Origin of the sequence: Limimaricola cinnabarinus LL-001, from assembly GCF_000466965.1 — a bacterium.
Taxonomy (GTDB): Bacteria; Pseudomonadota; Alphaproteobacteria; order Rhodobacterales; family Rhodobacteraceae; genus Limimaricola; species Limimaricola cinnabarinus.
In genome coordinates this window covers 21,042-38,944 of sequence record NZ_BATB01000035.1, presented here as the reverse complement: position 1 = coordinate 38,944, position 17,903 = coordinate 21,042, and the positions used below count along the sequence as shown (strand labels likewise).

At 68.4% G+C, this 17,903-nt stretch carries 16 protein-coding genes and 4 pseudogenes; 5 read left to right on the top strand and 15 right to left on the bottom strand.

All coding sequences use genetic code 11. From position 1 onward, the window contains the following. The 15 genes and pseudogenes from MBELCI_RS11980 to MBELCI_RS11910 form a co-directional block, all read right to left on the bottom strand. On the bottom strand, positions 1 to 405 hold a 405-nt coding region (locus MBELCI_RS11980), incomplete at its 3' end, for an SDR family NAD(P)-dependent oxidoreductase (RefSeq protein WP_045320087.1). Positions 406 to 464: 59 nt separating this feature from the next. Further along, complete coding sequence (locus MBELCI_RS11975) at positions 465 to 1,265, bottom strand: patatin-like phospholipase family protein (RefSeq protein ID WP_369385451.1); 801 nt, start codon at positions 1,263 to 1,265, stop codon at positions 465 to 467. A gap of 28 nt (positions 1,266 to 1,293) precedes the next feature. After that, positions 1,294 to 2,469, bottom strand: coding sequence for an acetyl-CoA C-acetyltransferase (locus MBELCI_RS11970; RefSeq protein WP_021694479.1), 1,176 nt, complete (start codon positions 2,467 to 2,469; stop codon positions 1,294 to 1,296). Positions 2,470 to 2,542: 73 nt separating this feature from the next. Continuing rightward, positions 2,543 to 3,349: an EAL domain-containing protein gene (locus tag MBELCI_RS11965; protein ID WP_045320085.1), complete on the bottom strand. Its 807-nt coding sequence runs from the start codon at positions 3,347 to 3,349 to the stop codon at positions 2,543 to 2,545. Positions 3,350 to 3,414: 65 nt separating this feature from the next. Beyond that, positions 3,415 to 3,854: pseudogene (locus MBELCI_RS11960) on the bottom strand (molybdenum cofactor biosynthesis protein MoaE). 1 nt (position 3,855) lies between these two features. Continuing rightward, positions 3,856 to 4,104: a molybdopterin converting factor subunit 1 gene (moaD, locus tag MBELCI_RS11955; protein ID WP_021694476.1), complete on the bottom strand. Its 249-nt coding sequence runs from the start codon at positions 4,102 to 4,104 to the stop codon at positions 3,856 to 3,858. Continuing rightward, positions 4,101 to 4,796 (bottom strand): CDP-diacylglycerol--glycerol-3-phosphate 3-phosphatidyltransferase, encoded by a 696-nt coding sequence (gene pgsA, locus MBELCI_RS11950; protein WP_045320084.1) that lies wholly within the window; start codon positions 4,794 to 4,796, stop codon positions 4,101 to 4,103. The genes moaD and pgsA overlap by 4 nt, the downstream gene beginning before the upstream one ends. Positions 4,797 to 4,925: 129 nt before the next feature. Further along, positions 4,926 to 6,800 (bottom strand): excinuclease ABC subunit UvrC, encoded by a 1,875-nt coding sequence (uvrC, locus tag MBELCI_RS11945; RefSeq protein WP_021694474.1) that lies wholly within the window; start codon positions 6,798 to 6,800, stop codon positions 4,926 to 4,928. Positions 6,801 to 7,101: 301 nt separating this feature from the next. Next, positions 7,102 to 7,883, bottom strand: a pseudogene (locus tag MBELCI_RS11940) (SDR family oxidoreductase). Further along, positions 7,880 to 8,823 (bottom strand): annotated as a pseudogene (locus MBELCI_RS11935) (calcium/sodium antiporter). The pseudogenes MBELCI_RS11940 and MBELCI_RS11935 overlap by 4 nt, the downstream one beginning before the upstream one ends. Continuing rightward, positions 8,823 to 9,002, bottom strand: coding sequence for a hypothetical protein (locus tag MBELCI_RS11930; RefSeq protein WP_021694470.1), 180 nt, complete (start codon positions 9,000 to 9,002; stop codon positions 8,823 to 8,825). Before MBELCI_RS11930 ends, MBELCI_RS11935 begins: the two are co-directional and overlap by 1 nt. A gap of 1 nt (position 9,003) precedes the next feature. Beyond that, on the bottom strand, positions 9,004 to 9,798 hold the full coding sequence (locus tag MBELCI_RS11925; RefSeq protein ID WP_200861272.1) for a S49 family peptidase: 795 nt from the start codon (positions 9,796 to 9,798) through the stop codon (positions 9,004 to 9,006). Positions 9,799 to 9,835: 37 nt separating this feature from the next. Continuing rightward, positions 9,836 to 10,597: an ABC transporter permease gene (locus MBELCI_RS11920; protein WP_021694468.1), complete on the bottom strand. Its 762-nt coding sequence runs from the start codon at positions 10,595 to 10,597 to the stop codon at positions 9,836 to 9,838. Further along, complete coding sequence (locus MBELCI_RS11915) at positions 10,594 to 11,523, bottom strand: ABC transporter ATP-binding protein (protein ID WP_021694467.1); 930 nt, start codon at positions 11,521 to 11,523, stop codon at positions 10,594 to 10,596. The genes MBELCI_RS11920 and MBELCI_RS11915 overlap by 4 nt, the downstream gene beginning before the upstream one ends. A 154-nt stretch (positions 11,524 to 11,677) precedes the next feature. Then, a complete protein-coding gene (locus MBELCI_RS11910) occupies positions 11,678 to 12,427 on the bottom strand; it encodes a WecB/TagA/CpsF family glycosyltransferase (protein ID WP_021694466.1) in 750 nt (249 codons plus the stop codon). 167 nt (positions 12,428 to 12,594) lie between these two features. On the opposite strand from MBELCI_RS11910, the gene MBELCI_RS11905 reads away from it, so the two are divergent. The 5 genes and pseudogenes from MBELCI_RS11905 (at position 12,595) to MBELCI_RS22600 (ending at position 17,883) form a co-directional block, all read left to right on the top strand. Then, positions 12,595 to 13,707 (top strand): Gfo/Idh/MocA family protein, encoded by a 1,113-nt coding sequence (locus MBELCI_RS11905; RefSeq protein WP_021694465.1) that lies wholly within the window; start codon positions 12,595 to 12,597, stop codon positions 13,705 to 13,707. A gap of 40 nt (positions 13,708 to 13,747) precedes the next feature. Further along, positions 13,748 to 14,632 (top strand): NAD-dependent epimerase/dehydratase family protein, encoded by an 885-nt coding sequence (locus MBELCI_RS11900; RefSeq protein ID WP_235047626.1) that lies wholly within the window; start codon positions 13,748 to 13,750, stop codon positions 14,630 to 14,632. Next, positions 14,629 to 15,869, top strand: a pseudogene (locus MBELCI_RS22610) (glycosyltransferase family 4 protein). The gene MBELCI_RS11900 and the pseudogene MBELCI_RS22610 overlap by 4 nt, the downstream one beginning before the upstream one ends. Continuing rightward, positions 15,866 to 16,093 (top strand): glycosyltransferase family protein, encoded by a 228-nt coding sequence (locus MBELCI_RS22605; RefSeq protein ID WP_021694462.1) that lies wholly within the window; start codon positions 15,866 to 15,868, stop codon positions 16,091 to 16,093. The pseudogene MBELCI_RS22610 and the gene MBELCI_RS22605 overlap by 4 nt, the downstream one beginning before the upstream one ends. Positions 16,094 to 16,113: 20 nt before the next feature. Continuing rightward, on the top strand, positions 16,114 to 17,883 hold the full coding sequence (locus MBELCI_RS22600) for a nucleotide-binding protein (RefSeq protein WP_021694461.1): 1,770 nt from the start codon (positions 16,114 to 16,116) through the stop codon (positions 17,881 to 17,883). Positions 17,884 to 17,903 lie beyond the last annotated feature (20 nt).

Below are 17,903 nucleotides of genomic sequence, written 5' to 3'. Positions count from 1 at the left end.
GATCGAGGAGATGTTGATGATACGGCCGAACTTGCGCTCGCGTAGGCCGGGCCAGACGCAATGCGTCATGTTGAACAACCCGGTGAGGTTGGTATCGATCACCTCGCGCCACTGCTGCGGCGTCATCTTGTGGAACGGCGCGTCGCGGGTGATGCCCGCGTTGTTCACGAGGATCTCGACCGGGCCATGCTCGGCTTCGACCTGAGTGATGCCCGCCTTGCAGGCCTCGTAATCGCCCACGTCCCACTTGTAGGTGGCGATGCCGGTCTCATCGGTAAAGGCCGCTGCCTTTTCGTCGTTGCCCGCATAGGTTGCGACGACGCTGTAGCCCTCCGCCTTTAGGGCCTTGGAAATGGCGGCGCCGATACCGCGGCTGCCCCCCGTCACGAGTGCCGTTCTTGCCATCTCTGCTCTCTCCCTCACATGCAGTTCAGCCTGTCTTGACAGTCTCGCATCACGCAGGGTCAAACAAGCCCAACCTCGTCGCAAAAGGCCTCGGCGTCGCGTGCGCCCTGCTCCCAAGTGCGGCGCAGCTTGCCCGGATCGGTGAAATCGATCTTGTCGGCGGGAGTTTCTTCAGAGGGCATCACGTAGCGCCGCCCCGGCACATTCGGCAACTTGCGGTAGCGCCGGGTGAGCAGCACCAGGGTTTCGCCCTCGTCGGGCTCGGGCATCGGGGCCTGATCGGCCATGCCGCCGTCGACGACCGGGCGCCCGTCCCAATCGGGCGGCTCGAACACCGGGGGGATCACCGCCGCGGCACAGACCAGATCGACGAGCCGCCCCTCGCGCGCAGCGGCGTTCGCATCCACCAAGCTGACCTCAAGACCCAGCTTGTTTGCCCAGAAGAAATGCGGCGAATTGATCAGGTGCAATTCGGCCTCATAGGCCAGCGCCGCGGCGACGCCGCTGATCTTGGGCAGACCCCCGGCGGGCGGGTGCGCGATCAGGATCTGGGTTCGCGGTCCATGCGCGACGGCCCGGGCCGCCGCCTCGTCGAGCACCTTCGAGACGACCTTGCAATAGATCCGTTGGTGAGGGCTGATATCGCCCGCCTCGCGGTCGAAGAGGTTGCTGTCCTGCTCCTCGAAGGCCGCGCACATCGCATCGAGCAGCTTGCGTTCGCGGTCCGCGACATGGGCCGCGGCCGACAAGGCCCCCCCCGAGACGCCGCAGATGCGTTCGGGCGCGATCTCGGCGCGCTGGCCGAGCCTCTCCATGAAGCCGCCTTGCCAGAAGCAGCGCAGACCGCCCCCTGAAAACACGAGTTGTCGGGGGGCGGTCCAGGTCACGTCAGTCGCGCTCGATGCACAGGGCGACGCCCATGCCGCCACCGATGCACAGCGTGGCAAGGCCCTTCTTTGCGTCCCGGCGCTGCATCTCGTGCAGCAGCGTCACGAGAACGCGGCAGCCCGAGGCGCCGATCGGGTGACCGATGGCGATGGCGCCGCCGTTCACGTTCACCTTGGCCGGGTCCCAGCCCATTTCCTTGTTCACCGCAAGCGCCTGCGCGGCGAAAGCCTCGTTCGCCTCGATCAGGTCCAGATCGTCGACCGACCAGCCAGCCTTTTCAAGCGCCTTCTTCGACGCATAGATCGGGCCTTCGCCCATGAAGGCCGGGTCGAGACCGGCGGTGGCATAGGCAGCGATGCGGCCCAGCGGCGTGATGCCCCGGCGGTTCGCCTCATCGACCGACATCAGCAGCGTCGCGGCGGCACCATCGTTGAGGCCCGAGGCGTTGGCCGCCGTCACGGTGCCATCCTTGGAGAAGGCCGGACGCAGCTTGGCCATGGCGTCGATGGTGGCACCGTGGCGGATGTATTCATCGGCGTCGGTGACGATATCGCCCTTGCGAGTCTTGACGGTGAAGGGGACGATCTCGTCCTTGAAGCGACCTGCCTTCTGGGCCTCCTCGGCCTTGTTCTGCGATGCGACGGCGAACTCGTCCTGCATCTCACGGGTGATCTGGTGACGGCCCGCCACGTTCTCGGCGGTGGTGCCCATGTGGTAGTCGTTGAACGCGTCCCACAGGCCGTCCTTGATCATCGTGTCGGTGAGCTTGATGTCGCCCATCTTCTGGCCCTGCCGCAGCGTCTGGGCGTGCGGGGCTAGAGACATGCTCTCCTGACCGCCGGCGCAGATGATCGAGGCATCGCCGAGCTGGATATGCTGGGCGCCGAGCGCCACGGCACGCAGGCCCGAGCCGCAGACCTGGTTGAGGCCCCAGGCGGCGGCCTCCTGCGGCAGGCCCGCGATAATGTGCGCTTGGCGGGCGGGGTTCTGGCCCTGTGCGGCGGTCAGCACCTGACCCAGAATGGTTTCGCTCACCTCGGCCTTGTCGACACCGGCGCGGCTGACGACCTCTTCGAGCACGGTTGCGCCAAGCTGATGCGCGGGGGTGTTGGCGAAGGCGCCGCCGAAGCTGCCCACCGCGGTGCGGGCGGCCGAGGCGATAACGACATTGGTCATGAAACTCTCCCTGACAAAGGGGGCGGCACGCGCCGGAACCCCGGATCGGGGGTGAGCCTACCAGCCTTTGCCGTCAGGGCAACGGCATTCGAGCGGCTGGTCCGGGCGCACGGGCGGGGCGGCCCCAGAGATAGCCCTGCAGGCAATTCACACCGAGCCCAGCGAGCGTCTTCGCCTCGGCCTCGGTCTCGATCCCGCAGGCGACATGCGCCATGCCGAACTGCCGTGCCACGGCGACCAGCGCGCCGCAGAGCACTTGGTTGTCGGGATCTTCATCGATGCCGCGTACGAAATGCGCATCGATCTTGACGAGGTCGAATAGAAAGTCGCGCAGGTACCGGAACGCGGTCTGTCCCGCGCCGAATTCATCGAGCGCGAATCCCACCCCGCGCGGCCGCATCTCGGCCATGAAGCGGCAGACCACCTCGGGCAGCGTCATCGCCGAGGTTTCGGAGATTTCGAGGATCAGTCGCTCCCCGATGCCGGGTCCGCGCGCCAGCCCGTCCTCGAGCGCGCGCCGCCAACGCCCGTCGCCGATCGATCGAGCCGACATGTTGATCGAAAGCCTGAGCGCGGGGTTGCGGCGCAGCGCCTCGAGCCCTTCGCGCAATGAGGCGCGATCGAGTTCGCGGCCCAGCGCCGTGTCCTCCACGCCGGGCAGGAAGTGTCGCGCCGGGAGCCGCCGCCCGGCATGATCGCGCAGTCGGATCAGCCCCTCGTGAAAGGCGATGTCACCGGTTCTGGTCACGATGACAGGCTGATAGGCCAGTTCGGTGCGCCGCTCGGCCAAGGCTTCGCGCACGAGGCGGGGGGCATCGGCGAGGTCGAGGGCCTGTGCATGGGCAAAGGGATCGGTCGGTTGATCAGGCTCGGGCGGCATGAAAACCCCTGTCTGAGGGTGATCGCGCAACCATGCGCCACCCGCCTAAGACGAGGTGAATGCCCCTACCAACGCGATAGCGCGTCCTCGTCCTCGGGTGTCGCCTCGACCCAATGCGCGCCCGACCGCGTCACCTCCTTCTTCCAGAAGGGGGCGCGCGACTTGAGGTAGTCCATCAGGTATTCGGCCGCCTCGAAGGCGGCGCGGCGATGCGCGGCCGCGGTGGCCACCATCATGATCGGCTGACCCAATGGCAGCGCGCCGTGACGGTGGATCACCAGGAGATCGGCAAGACCCCAGCGCGCTTGGCCGTCTCGGCAATCGCGGTGATCGCGGATTCGGTCATGCCGGGATAATGCTCGATCTCCATCCGGATCAGCCCCCCCTCGCGGTCGCGCACGATGCCGGTAAAGCTCACCACTGCACCGACCTCGTGACGGCCATGGCTGAAGGCGTCGAGTTCGGCGCCCGCGTCGAACGGCCCTTCCTGCACGCGAATCTGCATCTCAGCCCCCGGTCATCGGCGGAAAGAACGCGACCTCGCGCACGCCCGCGAGGGGCGCGTCGAACTCCGACAGTTCCTGATCGAGCGCCACGCGCAAAGCCGCGACATCCGAGAACGCCGCAGCATAACGCTCCTCGCGGGCGCACAGCTCCTCGACCAGATCGGCAACGGTGGCGGCCTCGGTCTCGATCCGCTCGCGGGGCAGGCCGATGCGCTCGCGCACCCAGGCAAAATAGACGATGTCGATCATGGCGCACGGCTCCGGCCCGGCGCAGGTGCAGGCGCCTCGCGCAGGAACGGCAGCGCCTTGGCGAAATAATCCCACCCGGTCATCAGGGTCAGCACCGCCGCGATCCACAAAAGCACGATCCCCGCCCACCAGCTTATGATCATTCCCCAGTATTTCCAGACAAGTCCGACCTCGTCCGGCGTGCCACCCGACAGAACCGAATCGATCATGGTCTCATCCATGCCGAAGCTCTCCATGACGAAGTAATGCTCGAAGGCCCCGGTGGAAAACAACACGGCGATGGCGACCATCTGCGCCGTGGTCTTCCACTTGGCGAGCTTGGTCACCTTCAACAGCCCCGCCTTGGCTCCGAGGAACTCGCGCAGACCCGAAACGAAGACCTCGCGGAACAGGATCAGCGTGGCGGGCAACAGGATCCACGGATTCATGCCCGAGAAACCGGTAATGACCAGAAGCGCGATGATCACCATCGCCTTGTCGGCGATCGGATCGAGCATCGCGCCGAACTTCGATTCCTGTTTCCAGGCGCGGGCGAGGTAGCCGTCGAGAAAATCGGTCACGGCGGCGGTGACGAAAAGCACCAGCGCGAACCAGTCGGCCCATGGTCGGGCAAAGAACAAAAACATCACTGCGACGCCGGGAGCGGCGAGGAGGCGAAGAACGGTGAGGATGTTGGGCAAGGTCCATGTCATGCACCAGAGATAGCGCGGCGCCCCCGGTCTTGCCAGAGCCAGCGTCCACCCTGCGCCCTGCCCACCCCGCATCGACCGGCGGTCCGCCTCGGGCGGGAGTGTTTTCAGAGCAAAGTGGCCCGCCCGGCCTCAGCCGTGTTCGTGGAAGTGACCGTAGATCTTTTCGGCGAGGCTTTCGGAAATCCCCTGCACGGCCTTGAGATCGGCAAGGTTGGCGCGGCTCACCGCCTTGGCCGAGCCGAAATGTGCCAGAAGGGCGCGCTTGCGCGTGGCACCCACGCCCGCGATCTCGTCGAGCGGCGTCGCACCCACGGCTTTGGACCGCTTGGCGCGGTGGGTGCCGATGGCAAAACGGTGCGCCTCGTCGCGCAGGCGCTGCACGAAGTAGAGCACCGGGTCGTTTCTGGGCAGTGCAAAGGGCCGCATGCCGGTGCGGTGGAACTCCTCCTTACCGTGGTCACGGTCGACGCCCTTGGCGACGCCGATCATCGCCACGTCGTCGACGCCCAGTTCGTCGAGAATCTCCTGCACCGCGCTCACCTGCCCCGCACCGCCATCGATGAGCAGAAGATCGGGCCAGGACGGGCTCTCGCGGTTCGGATCCTCCTTGAGGAGCCGCGAGAAGCGGCGCGTCAGCACCTCCTTCATCATGCCGAAATCGTCGCCCGGCGTGATCTCGGTGCCCTTGATGTTGAACTTGCGGTACTGGCTCTTCTCGAAGCCCTCGGGCCCCGCGACGATCATCCCGCCCACCGCGTCGGTGCCCATGATGTGGGAGTTGTCGTAGACTTCGATCCGGCGCGGCGCCTCGTCGAGGCCGAAAGCTTCGGCCAGACCGCGCAGCAGCCGTCCTTGGGTTGCCGTCTCGCTCATCTTGCGGGCCAGGCTCTCGCGTGCGTTGCGTTGCGCGCCCTCGACCAGCTCGGCCTTTTCGCCGCGCTGGGGCACGATCACCTTGACCTTGCGGCCGAGTTTGTCCGACAGCGCCGTGGCCATCAGCTCGGGATCGTCGAGCCCGTGGCTCAGGATCAACTGACGCGGCGGTTCGCGGTCGGAGTAGAACTGGCCCACGAAGGCCTGCATGACCTCGGAGGGGTCCTCCTCGCCCGAAACGCGCGGATAATAGTCGCGGTTGCCCCAGTTCTGGTTGCCGCGGATGAAGAAGACCTGCACGCAGGCCTGCCCGCCCTCGACATGGAGCGCGATCACGTCGGCCTCCGACACGCCGCGCGGATTGATGCCCTGCGCGGTCTGCACCTGCGTCAGCGCCCGGATCCGGTCGCGCAAGGCGGCGGCGCGCTCGAACTCCATCGCCTCGCTGGCCTCGGCCATCTGGCGGCCCAGCACCTCCTGCACCTGCGTCGACTTGCCCGACAGAAAACGCACCGCGTCCTCGACCGAGCGCGCGTAATCCTCGCGGCTGATCTCGCCGGTGCAGGGCGCGGAGCAACGCTTGATCTGGTGCAACAGGCAGGGACGCGTGCGGCCCTCGAACACCGAATCCGTGCAGTTGCGCAGCAGGAACGCGCGCTGCAGCTGGTTCAGCGTGCGGTTCACGGCGCCCGCGCTGGCGAAGGGGCCGAAGAACTGCCCCTCGCCCTTGCGGGCGCCGCGATGCTTGCCGATCTGCGGGAAATCATGCGCCGAGATGTGGATGTTCGGGAAGGACTTGTCGTCGCGCAAAAGCACGTTGTAGCGCGGCTTGAGCTGCTTGATGAGGTTCTGCTCCAAAAGCAGCGCCTCGGTCTCGGTTCGCGTGGTGAGGAACATCATCGACGCGGTTTCGCGGATCATCCGCGCGATCCGGCCCGAATGGCCCGTGGGCCGGGCATAGCTCGACACCCGGGCGCGCAGGTTGCGCGCCTTGCCGACATAGAGCACCCGGCTTTCGGCATCGAGCATCCGGTAGACCCCGGGCGAACCGTCGATCAGCCGCAGCTGCGAACGGATCAGCTCGTGGCCGGTGAGAGGGGCATCGGGCGTGGCGGTCTGGGTGTCGGTCATGCGGTCCATATCGGGATCAGGCGCTGGCCCTGCAATCTAGTTATCCCCGCGCCTCATGCAAAGCTGTCCACCGTTTCTGGGGATAAGGATGTGGGCAGGGCCGGGACGGCAGGGATTTCTTGTGGATAGTCAGCGGGTTGATAAGTTTGCCCGCTTTTTAGGCACATCCCATCCCCCTGTTTTCCCTACGCAAACCGCCTCGGATCGCAAAGATTTCATCCCGGCGCTCCTCCGGGACAGATTGCGCACAGCCCCGGTGGACAATCGAGTGGATGAGCCGGTGCCCGAGCTGCGCGCGGAATCAGTTGTGGCCTTGGATATCCGGGGTCTGCCAGCCCAGATGCTGGCCGCCATCGACGCATAGAAGCTGCCCCGTGACGCCGGGCGCGTCGAGGAAATAGCCCAGCGCCGCGCAGATATCCTCGGGGTTGGAGCCGCGCTCCAACACCGTGTTGGCGCGCTGGGCCGCGTAATGCGCGTCGGACTGGTTCGCGCCCTGCAGCGTCGGGCCGGGGCCGATGGCATTGACCCGAAGCCGTGGCGCCAGCGCCTGCGCCGCCGTGCGGGTAAAGGCCCACAGCCCCATCTTGGCGATGGTGTAGGACATGAAATCGGGCGTGAGCTTGCGCACCCTCTGGTCGATGATGTTGACCACGAGCCCCTGGGCCACGGGCTCGCCACGCGCGTCATGGGCGGGCGCTGTGATGCCTTCGGCCACCTTTTGCGTCAGCACCACGGGGGCGCGCAGGTTGCTTTCCATGGCGCGGTCCCAGCTCTCGCGGGTGCCGCTCTCGATGCTGTCATACTCGAAGATCGAGGCCGAGTTAACGAGCAGGTGATCGGCCCGCCCAGCGCCTCGACCGCGCGCGGGATCAGCCCCTGCACCGCGGCCTCATCGAGCAGGTCCGCGCCCAGCGCATGGGCCTCCCGACCCATGGCGCGGATCTCGGCCACCACCTCCTCGGCCGGGCCGTGCGAGGTGTTGTAATGCACGATCACGTCGAAACCGCGCCGTCCCAGATCGAGCGCCATGGCGCGGCCCAGCCGCGTGCCGGCCCCGGTGACGAGAGCCCGCGCCTTCATGCCAGCACCGAGACGCCGTAAGCGACATAGAGCCCGGTCAGCGCCACGCCCCAGCCGCGCGTCACGTCGCGACCCCAATAGACGAAGGGCACCAGCAGCAGCGAGGCCGCCAGCATCACCCACAGGTCGAAGCCGAGAAAGTCGCTGCCCACGGGGATCGGCCCCACGAGGCTCGCCACTCCGAGAATTCCGAGAAGGTTGAACATGTTCGATCCAATCACGTTGCCCATCGCCACATCGGCCTGACGACGAATAGCGGCCATGACGGTGGTGGCAAGCTCGGGAAGTGAGGTGCCGATCGCCACGAGAGTGAGACCGATCGCCTCGTCGGAGACGTTGTAGGTCTCGGCGATCGAGACCGCGCCGCTGACCAGCAGGTCGGCGCCCACGGGCAGTCCGATGATGCCGGCCAGCAGGTAGGCCGCGACCTTCCAGCCGCGCATGCGCGGGTCGGCGCCCTCGACCTCCTCCTCCTCGTCGGACCGGCCGTTACGGTGCTTTCGAGCGGCGCGGGCGGCGTGGATCAGCATCGCCGCCAGCGCCGCCAGCAGCACCAGACCGGCCCACCAGCTCAGCACCCCGGTGAAGGCCAGCGCCATGAGCAGCACCGTCGCACCCATCATCTGCAGAAAGCTCGACCGCGTGTCCGCGCCACCGCTCGCATGCAGCGTGGTGATCAGCGCGGGAATGCCCAACACCAGCAGCACGTTGGCGACATTGGAGCGACGACGTTGCCCAGCGCGATGCCCGGCGTGCCCTTGAGGATCGCGTCGATGGAGACCAGAAGCTCGGGCGCGGAGGTGCCGAAGGCCACGACCGTGAGCGACACGATCAGCGCCGGTATCCCCAGGCGCAGAGCGAGGTTCACCGCCCCCTTCACCAGCGCATCCCCCGCGAAGACGAGGAGCACGAGCCCCGCCGCCACCATCAGCCAGTCCATTAGATCTTGTCCTTTCCGCAGGGGCACGGCCCCTTGCCTATCCTCGGTCGCCCGCAGGCGACGCAGCGGCCCCGGCCGAGCAGCCCCTTGGGTCCGCCCGGCTTGGGAAGCCGCAGTTTTCCGAACATGGCAAGCACGACCATGCCCACCAGAAACAGGGTGACGATCTTGATCAGCATCTCAAAGACCGAAGCGGGCGAAGCTTGCGCGCTCTTCGATGGCCCCCAGCGTCTCGCCCGCCAGAGCCGCGCCGATGCGGCTCAGCAGCGGCCGGCGCTTGGCATAGCGTCGCAGGCGCATCTTGTCGCCAAAACGCGCCTCAAGCACCGGCACCAGATGCCCGATCCCGTCGGCGAGGCCCTTTTCGACCGCGCGTGCGCCGATCCAGATCTCTCCGGTGAAGAGGTCCGGGTCGTCGGCGAGCTTCGCGCCGCGCCGGCTCTTCACATGATCGATGAAGTAGTCGTGCATCTCGCCGAGCCAGCGTTCGAGCCGCGCCACGTCTTCCGGGTTCTGGGGACGGAACGGGTCGAGGAAACTCTTGGATTTCCCGGCGGTGTGCACGCGGCGCTCGACGCCGTGGCGTTCGAGGAATACATGCGCGCCGAAGCCAGCCGAGATCACGCCGATCGAGCCCATGATCGAGCCACGATCGACGAAGATCTCGTCGGCGGCGCTGGCCAGCCAGTAGCCGCCCGACGCCGCCACGTCCTCGACAAAGGCGATGACGGGCACGCTCTTTTCCTCCGACAGCCGCCGGATGCGCGCGGCGATCAGCGCCGATTGCACCGGCGAGCCGCCGGGCGAGTTGATCTCGATGGCGACGGCGGCGGGCTTGCCGCGCTTGAATGCTCTTTCGATCATCGCGGCGATGCCCGCATCATCGAGACCGCGGCCGCCCGCGCCGATGGCGCCCTGCAGGCGGATGACCGAAACGACGGGGCCCTTGGGGCGGAACGGCAGCCAATTCATCATGGCTGACATCTAGGCCCCGCACGATCCCATCACAAGGTCAGGAGCGGATGCGCCAGCCGGTGCGGAAGATGAGCCAGATGATCCCGAGGCAGATCGCCGTGAACAGGCTGATCGCGGCGAGGCTCACGCCGATCGACACGTCGGCCTGCCCGAAGAAGGACCAGCGGAAGCCCGAGATCAGATACACCACCGGGTTGAACCGGGTGACGATCTGCCATGCCGGAGGTAGCATAGAGATCGAGTAGAAACTGCCGCCCAAGAACACCAGCGGCGTGATGACTAGCAGCGGGATCAGCTGCAACTGCTCGAAATTCTTGGCCCAGATGCCGATGATGAAGCCCAGAAGCGAGAAGCTGATGCAGGTCAGCAGCAGGAAGGACAGCATCGCCAGAGGGTGCAGTATCGTGAAATCCACGAAGAGGAACGAGGTGCCCAGGATCACGAGGCCGATGAACAGCGCCTTGGTCGCCGCCGCCCCGACGAAGCCGAGCGTCACCTCCAGAAAGCTGATCGGTGCGGAGAGGTATTCGTACATCGTGCCGATGAACTTCGGGAAATAGATCGCGAAGCTGGCGTTCGAGGTGGCCTGCGTCATCACCGAGAGCATGATCAGCCCAGGGATGATGAAGGCGGCGTAATCCACCCCCTCGACCTGATCCATGCGGCTGCCGATGGCCGAGCCGAAGACCACGAAGTAGAGCGAGGTCGAGATGACGGGCGAGATGAAGCTCTGCAGCAGGGTGCGGAAGAAGCGGGCCATCTCGGCCTTGTAGATCGCGGATATGGCGCCGAGGTTCATGCCGCGTCCTCCTTCACGAGATCGACGAAGATCTCCTCGAGACTGGAATTGCTGGTGGAGAGGTCCGCCAGTTGCAGCCCAGCCGCGTGGATATCGGCCAGAAGCGCGGTGATGCCGGTGCGCTCGGCGCGGGTGTCGTAGGTGTAGATCAAGGCCGATCCGTCCTCGGCCCGCATAAGGCCCTCGCGCCTGAGCGATTCGGGCAGCTCCGAGACGGGTTCGGTCAGCTCGATCCGAAGTTCCTTGCGCCCGAGACGGGCCATCAGGTCCTCGGTGCGCTCGACCAGCATGATCCGGCCCTTGGAGATGACGCCGATCCGGTCGGCGATGGCTTCGGCCTCCTCGATGTAATGCGTGGTGAGGATGATGGTTACCCCCTCCTCGCGCAGCCGCGCGACCACGCGCCACATGTCGCGGCGCAGTTCCACGTCGACGCCCGCCGTCGGCTCGTCGAGGAACAGCACGCGGGGGCCATGGCTCAGCGCTTTGGCGATCAGCACCCGGCGCTTCATGCCGCCCGAGAGCTCCATCACCTTGGCGTCGCGCTTTTCCCACAGCGACAGGTCGCGCAGCAGCCGCTCCAGATAGGCATCGTCGCGGGGACGGTCGAACAGCCCGCGAGTAAAGCGCACGTTGTTCCACACGGTCGAAAAAGGTTCGAGCGAGATTTCCTGCGGCACGAGGCCGATCATGTCGCGGGCGCGGCGCCAGTCGCGCACCACGTCGTGGCCGCCCACCTCGACCGTGCCGCCAGATGGCATGGTGATGCCGCAGACGGTGGAGATCAGCGTGGTCTTGCCGGCACCGTTGGGGCCGAGCAGCGCGATGATCTCGCCTTCCTCGATATCGAGCGACACGTGGTCGAGGGCGGTGAATCCGCCCGAATAGGTCTTGGTCAGGTCACGGACCGACACGATGGGGGGCATCTTGGGCGCCTTTGCTGGGGATCGCGGCGAAGATAGCCGTGGCCTGCCCTCCGCGAAACCCCGCCCACCCCGCGATCTTGGCGCGTCACTGCACAGGTCAGCTGCACCGGGCGGTTGCACAGGCCGGATGCACGGGGGCGATCCCGCGAACCGATCAGCTCCGCATCCGCCACGCCCGAAGCGCATGGCCCGGCAGGATCGCGGCGCAGCGCGCGTAGCGCCCGGCGAGACGCCTGGGGTCCGAACCCGCACGCCACAGCCATTCGAGCGCCAGCCTGCGCACGAGGCGCGGCGCACGCTGCTGCGTACCCGCCAGGAAATCGAGCCCCGCGCCGATCGACACGAAGCCCAGCTCGGGCTGCAGAGCCCGGCCCCGCGCGGCGAGCCGCTCCTGCTTGGGCGCGCCCAGCGCGAGAAAGACGAGGCCCGCGCCGCTCTCGGCCACGGCGTCGAGGGCAGCGCGCGCCTCGGCGCCATCGGGGTCGAAGCCCATCGGCGGCGCGATCCGCGCCACGACCCGAAGCCCCGGCACGAGCCGTTCCAGGGCATGGGCCGCGCGCGCGAGGCTGTTCTCGGTGCCGCCGATGAAGGCCAGCGCCACGCCCTGCGCCGCCGCCTCGCGCGCCAGCGGCACGACGAGGTCGGAGCCGGGCAGAAGCGCCACCTCGCGGCCCGCCAGCCGCGACAGCCAGACCACCGGGTTGCCGTCGGCGGTCACCAGATCCTGCGCCTCATAGGCGGCGCGGAACCCTGCGTCGTGACGCAGCTTCACGAGGTGATCGAGATTGAGCGTCGCCAGCGCGAAGCCCTTCCTCTGTCGCTGCCGCGCCGCCACTTCGGCGATGAGCGCCGCGCGATCGGTCATGTTGACCCGCACCCGGCCCGCTCCGTGATCGAACTCCATTCTCCGTTCCCCGTGTCGCACCGGCCCCTTGGCGAGAGCCGCGGGCTGGAATAGCCATGCCCCAAGAACCTCGTGGCCGCCGCATTGCCGCCACGTCCCTTTTGTACCACTCGGCGCCGGACCGGAAGCGGTCGGGTGTCTCATTGACCGGACGGAGCCGCGCCACGATGAAAGATGTCACGGTGATCGGATGCGGCTATGTCGCCGATCTCTACATGCGCAGCCTCAAGGCCCACCCCGACATCCGGGTGCTGGGCGCCCATGACCGTGACCCCGCGCGGCAGGCCGCATTCTGCGCGCATTGGGGCGTGACGCCGCTGCCTGACGCGGCCGCCGCCTGCGCGGCCCTGCCGCATGACGGGCTGGTGCTCAACCTCACCAACCCCCGCAGCCATGCCACGATCACCCGCGGCTGCCTGCGGGCAAGCCGCCATGTCTGGTCGGAAAAGCCGATGGTCACCGACATGGAGACCGCGCGCGAGCTGCACGACCTCGCCCGCGCGCGGGGCCTGCAACTCGCCACGGCCCCCTCCTCGGTTCTGTCGCAATCGGCGCAGGGGCTGGGGCGGGCGCTGCGCATGGGTGTGGGAGGCGCGCCGCGGCTGATCTATGCCGAGCTCGACGACGGCTTCATCCCGCAGGCCCCCTATCAGGACTGGATCAGCGAAAGCGGCGCGCCATGGCCCGCCGAGGACGAATTCGCAACCGGCTGCACGCTCGAACATGCGGGGTACTGGCTGTCATGGCTGATCGCGCATTTCGGCCCCGTGGCGCGGGTGGTGTCGGCAGCGGCCGAAGTGATCCCAGACAAGCCGGGGGTGCGCCATGCGGCGCCGGATTTCTCGGTGGCGGCGCTGTTCTTCGAAACCGGCCCCGTGGCGCGGCTCACCTGCTCGATCGCGGCCCCGCACGACCACCGGCTGCGGGTGATCGCGGATGAAGGCGTGATCGAGGTCGCCCGCGCATGGGACAACCACGCCCCCGTGCGCTACCGCCGCCGGATGCGCCTGCGCCGCCGCCTGCTCGAAAGCCCGCTGGCCCGCGACGTTTCGCTCAAGGGCGCGCCTCAACCCAAGCCCGGTCGGCGCGGCGCCGCGCGGATGGATTTCGCGCTGGGCCCGGCCGAGATGCTCGACGCGATCGCGCAGGGCCGCGAAAGCCGCCTTTCGGGGGCCTATGCGCTGCATCTGACCGAGGTGACCCTGGCCATACAGGAAGGGGCCGTGCGCGAGATGACGACGCGCTGCGACCCGATGGAGCCGATGCCTTGGGCGATGTGATCGCCGTCACCGGCGCGGCCGGGTTTCTGGGCCGGGCGTGGTGGACCGTGCGCGGGCGGAGGGCCATCCGGTGCGCGCGATCCTGCGCGGCGCGGCCCCGATCGGCTGGGCCGCCGATCCCGGCATCGAGGTGGTCCGCACCGACCTCGCGCGGAACATCCCCCCTCTCAACGGGGTCGGGGCCGTGATCCACGCGGCGGCGCGGCTGGAGGGCGACGACGCGGCGCAGATGCGCAACACCGTGGCCCCGAGCGCTGCACTGCTGGAGCAGGCCGCGCAGGCCGGGACGCGGCTGGTGCTGGTCGGCTCGATCTCGGTGCTGGGAACCGACGCTCTCGCGCCCTTCGATCTCGTGGACGAAACCACGCCAACGGAGCCGCGCCCCGAGGCGCGTGATGCCTATGCCCGCGCCAAGATCGCACAGGAGCGCGATGCGCGTAAGATATCCGCGCGCCACGGCGTGCCGCTGCGGATCGTGCGGCCCGGCGCGATCTTCGGGCCGGGACGGCTGTGGAACGGGCATATGGGCCTATCGCTCGGACCGCTGACCTTCGGACCGCGCCACGCGGGCGAGTTGCCGCTCTGCTGGCTGCCGCATGCGGCGCAGATCCTCGTGCTCGCCGCGACGAGGCCGCAGACGGAGGCGGTCGAGGTGATCCACGCGCTCGACGACGACCGCCCCGACCGGGCGCGCTATCTCGCGGCGCTGGGCCGGCGCGGCCTGCCCTTGGGCTGGCGCGGCTTCGACGCGGCCGCCGGGCTGCTGACGCCGCTCGGACCCCGCCTGCCCGGCCTGCTGCGCCGCGAGACCCTACGCGCCCGGCTGATGCCGCTGCGCTATGCCAACGCCCGCGCCCATGCGCTGGGCTTTCGGGCCGAAGCCGGGTTCGAGGCGGCGATGGCGGCTGCGCGGGGCGCGGCATGAGCGCGCCCGGCCCGGTGATGTGGCTCACTGGTGAATACCCCCGCGCCACCGACACCTTCATCCAGCGCGAGGTGGCAGCGCTGCGCGCACTGGGCGTGACGGTCGAGACCGCCTCGGTGCGGCGCACCGACCCGTCGCACCATGTCGGCCCCGAGCAGCGCGCCGAGGCCGCCGCCACCTTCCACCTTCTGGAGACCGCGCTCCACCCGTGGCGCATGACCTGTGCCAAACTCTCGGCGCTGCGCCATCCGCACCGCTTCGCCCGCGCGCTGGCGCTGGCGTGGCGCACGGCTCCCAAAGGCCTGAGGGGCCGCATCTACAACCTTGTCTATTTCGGCGAGGCGCTGGTGCTGGCGCATCGGATGAAGGCGCGCGGCATCACCCATCTTCACAACCACATAGCCAAGTCGTCGGGCACGGTCGCGATGCTCGCCGCCGAGATCGCGGACCTGCCGCACAGCTTCACCCTGCACGGCCCCGACATCTTCTTCGCGCCCGAGCATTGGGCCTTGGGCGAAAAGATCGCCCGCGCCAGCTTCGTCGCCTGCATCTCGGATTTCGCGCGATCGCAGGCGATGCTGTTCTCGGACCCCGCGCATTGGCACAAGCTGCACGTGGTGCATTGCGGTGTCGATCCCGCGCTCTATGCCAAGGCCCGGTCCACGCCCGACGACCGGCTGCTTTTCGTGGGACGCCTTTCGGCGGTCAAGGGCGTGGCCGTGCTGCTTCACGCGCTGGCGCAGGCACGCAAGACGCGCCCGGCCCTCGGCCTCGACCTGATCGGCGACGGCGAGGCGCGCGGCGCGCTCGAGGCGCTGGCGCGCGACCTCGGCCTTGCCGACGCGGTGCGGTTCCACGGCTATCAGGCCAGGCCGAGGTGGCGCGGATGCTCAAGGAAACCGGCGTTCTGGTGCTGCCCTCCTTTGCCGAAGGCGTACCGGTGGTGTTGATGGAGGCGATGGCGACCGCCCGGCCGGTGATCGCCACGCGGGTCGGCGGCGTGGCCGAGCTGGTCGAGGACGAACGGTCGGGCCTCTTGGTGCCGCCGGGGGCCGAAGCCCCACTAGCAGAGGCGATCGCGGCGCTTGCGGGTGACGCGACGCGGCGCGCGCAGATGGGGGCGCAGGGCCGCGCGATGGTGATCGCGCAGTTCGACGTGGAACGGGAGGCCGGGCGGATGCTCACCTTGCTGCGACACGGCTCCGGCGGGCCGATCCGCCCCGAGCCCGCCGCATGAGCGCGCGGATCGGCGTCGTCGCCATCGGCCGCAACGAAGGCGCGCGGCTGGCGCATTGCCTGGCCTCGCTCGAAGGCTCGGGCGCGCGCGTCGTCTATGTCGATTCGGGTTCGACCGATGACAGCCTCGCCGTCGCGCGCGCCGCGGGCGCGAGATCGTCGAGCTGGACACCGACGCCCCCTTCACCGCCGCGCGGGCCCGCAATGCGGGGTTCGCGGCCCTGAAGAAGGCGGGCCTGCCCGACATGGTGCAGTTCATCGACGGCGATTGCGCGCTCGAACCCGGCTGGCTCGATGCCGGGGCGGCGGCGTTGGCCGCCGATCCCGGCATCGGCATCGTTACCGGCTGGCGCACCGAAACTGCGCCGGAGGCCACGCTTTACAACGCCATGGCCGAATGGGAGTGGCACCGGCCGCCGGGCGACATCGCGGCCTGCGGCGGTGATATGATGCTGCGGGCCGCGCAATTCGACGCCCTGGGCGGCTTCGACGGGGCGATCATCTGCTCGGAAGACGAGGATCTGTGCCTGCGGATGCGCGCCGCCGGCCTGCGGGTGCACCGTCTGCCGCGCGCCATGACCCGCCATGACATCGCGATGACCCGTCTGGACCAATGGTGGCGGCGTTCGGTCCGCGCGGGGCATGGCTTTGCCGAGGTGGGCGACCGTCACCCCGGCCATTTCGCAGGCGAACGGCGCCGGGTCCGGCTCTGGGGCATGGCGCTGCCGATCGGGGCGATCCTGGGCGGGATCGCGCTTGGCCCCGCCCTGCCATCGGCAGTGGCGCTGCTCTACGGCGCAAGCTGGGCGCGCAGCGCGCGCCGCCTGCGCGGCGAGGGGCAGCCCGCGCGACGGGCGGCGGGTCTGGCGGCGCTGCTGACCTTGTCCAAGCTGCCCAACGCTCAAGGCATGATCACCTATCGCCTGCGCCGCCTGCGCCGCCGTGAGATGCGGCTGATCGAGTACAAGTGCGCCCGGCTCGGAAGGACTGCGATCGGGGCTTATTCTCGCCCCGCTTTCCGGGCTATCCTCGCCTTGATCGAGCGTGTGACGGGACGAGCGGAAATGAGCGAACGCAGCAGACGGGACGGGCGCAGACGCCTCGACGCGGGGGCCCGCGCCGCGATTCTCGACCGGGTCTCCGCGCTGGAGCCGCAGACCAAGGCCCCAGGCCCAGAAAAGGCCGGGCCCGATCAACGAACCGAGCAGACCCCTGAGCCGGTGCAGCCCGATTCCACGACCCGCGCACTGCGCGCCGCCGTGCTCGGCAACGAAGAGGTGCTGCTGCCGCAGTTACACGATTTGTGGGGCAGCCTGCGCCGCGTCCCGGTCGACGAGGCGGCGCTCGAGAGCAACCTCGTCATCACGGCAAGCCGCCGCGACCCCGCCCATGCCGCCTTCGACCTGCTGCGCACGCGGCTGCTGCAGGCGCTCGACGAACATGGCTGGAAGCGGGTGGCGATCACCTCGCCCACGCGCGGCTGCGGCAAGACCTTCACTGCCGCCAACCTCGCCATAGCGCTGTCGCGCTACGAGAACCGGCGCACCGTACTGCTCGATCTCGACATGCGCGCGCCGGGCTTGGCGGAGGTGCTGGGCCTGACCGCCCCCGGCCCCATTTCCGACTGGATGCGCGGCGTCACGTCGAGCGGCACGCAGCTGCAGCGGGTCGGGCAGAACCTGCTCGGCATCGGCGGCCTCGCGGTCGGGCTCAACGACCGGGCCGAGACTTATCCCGCCGAGCTTCTGCAGGACCCCAAGGCCGGCATGGTTCTGGACCAGATGCAGGAGGAGCTGGCGCCCGACGCGGTGCTGTTCGACCTGCCCCCGGCACTGAACCACGACGATGTCACCGCATTTCGCGACCGCTACGACTGCGTGCTGATGGTGGTGGGCGGCGGGCGCAACAGCGCCGAGCAGATCCGCGAGGCGGTGCGTCGCATCGGCGACGACAAGCCGATCCTCGGAATGGTGCTCAATCGCGCCGAGGAAGAACGCGCCACGGGCACCGGCTGAATTCTTTGATCGAGGCGGGG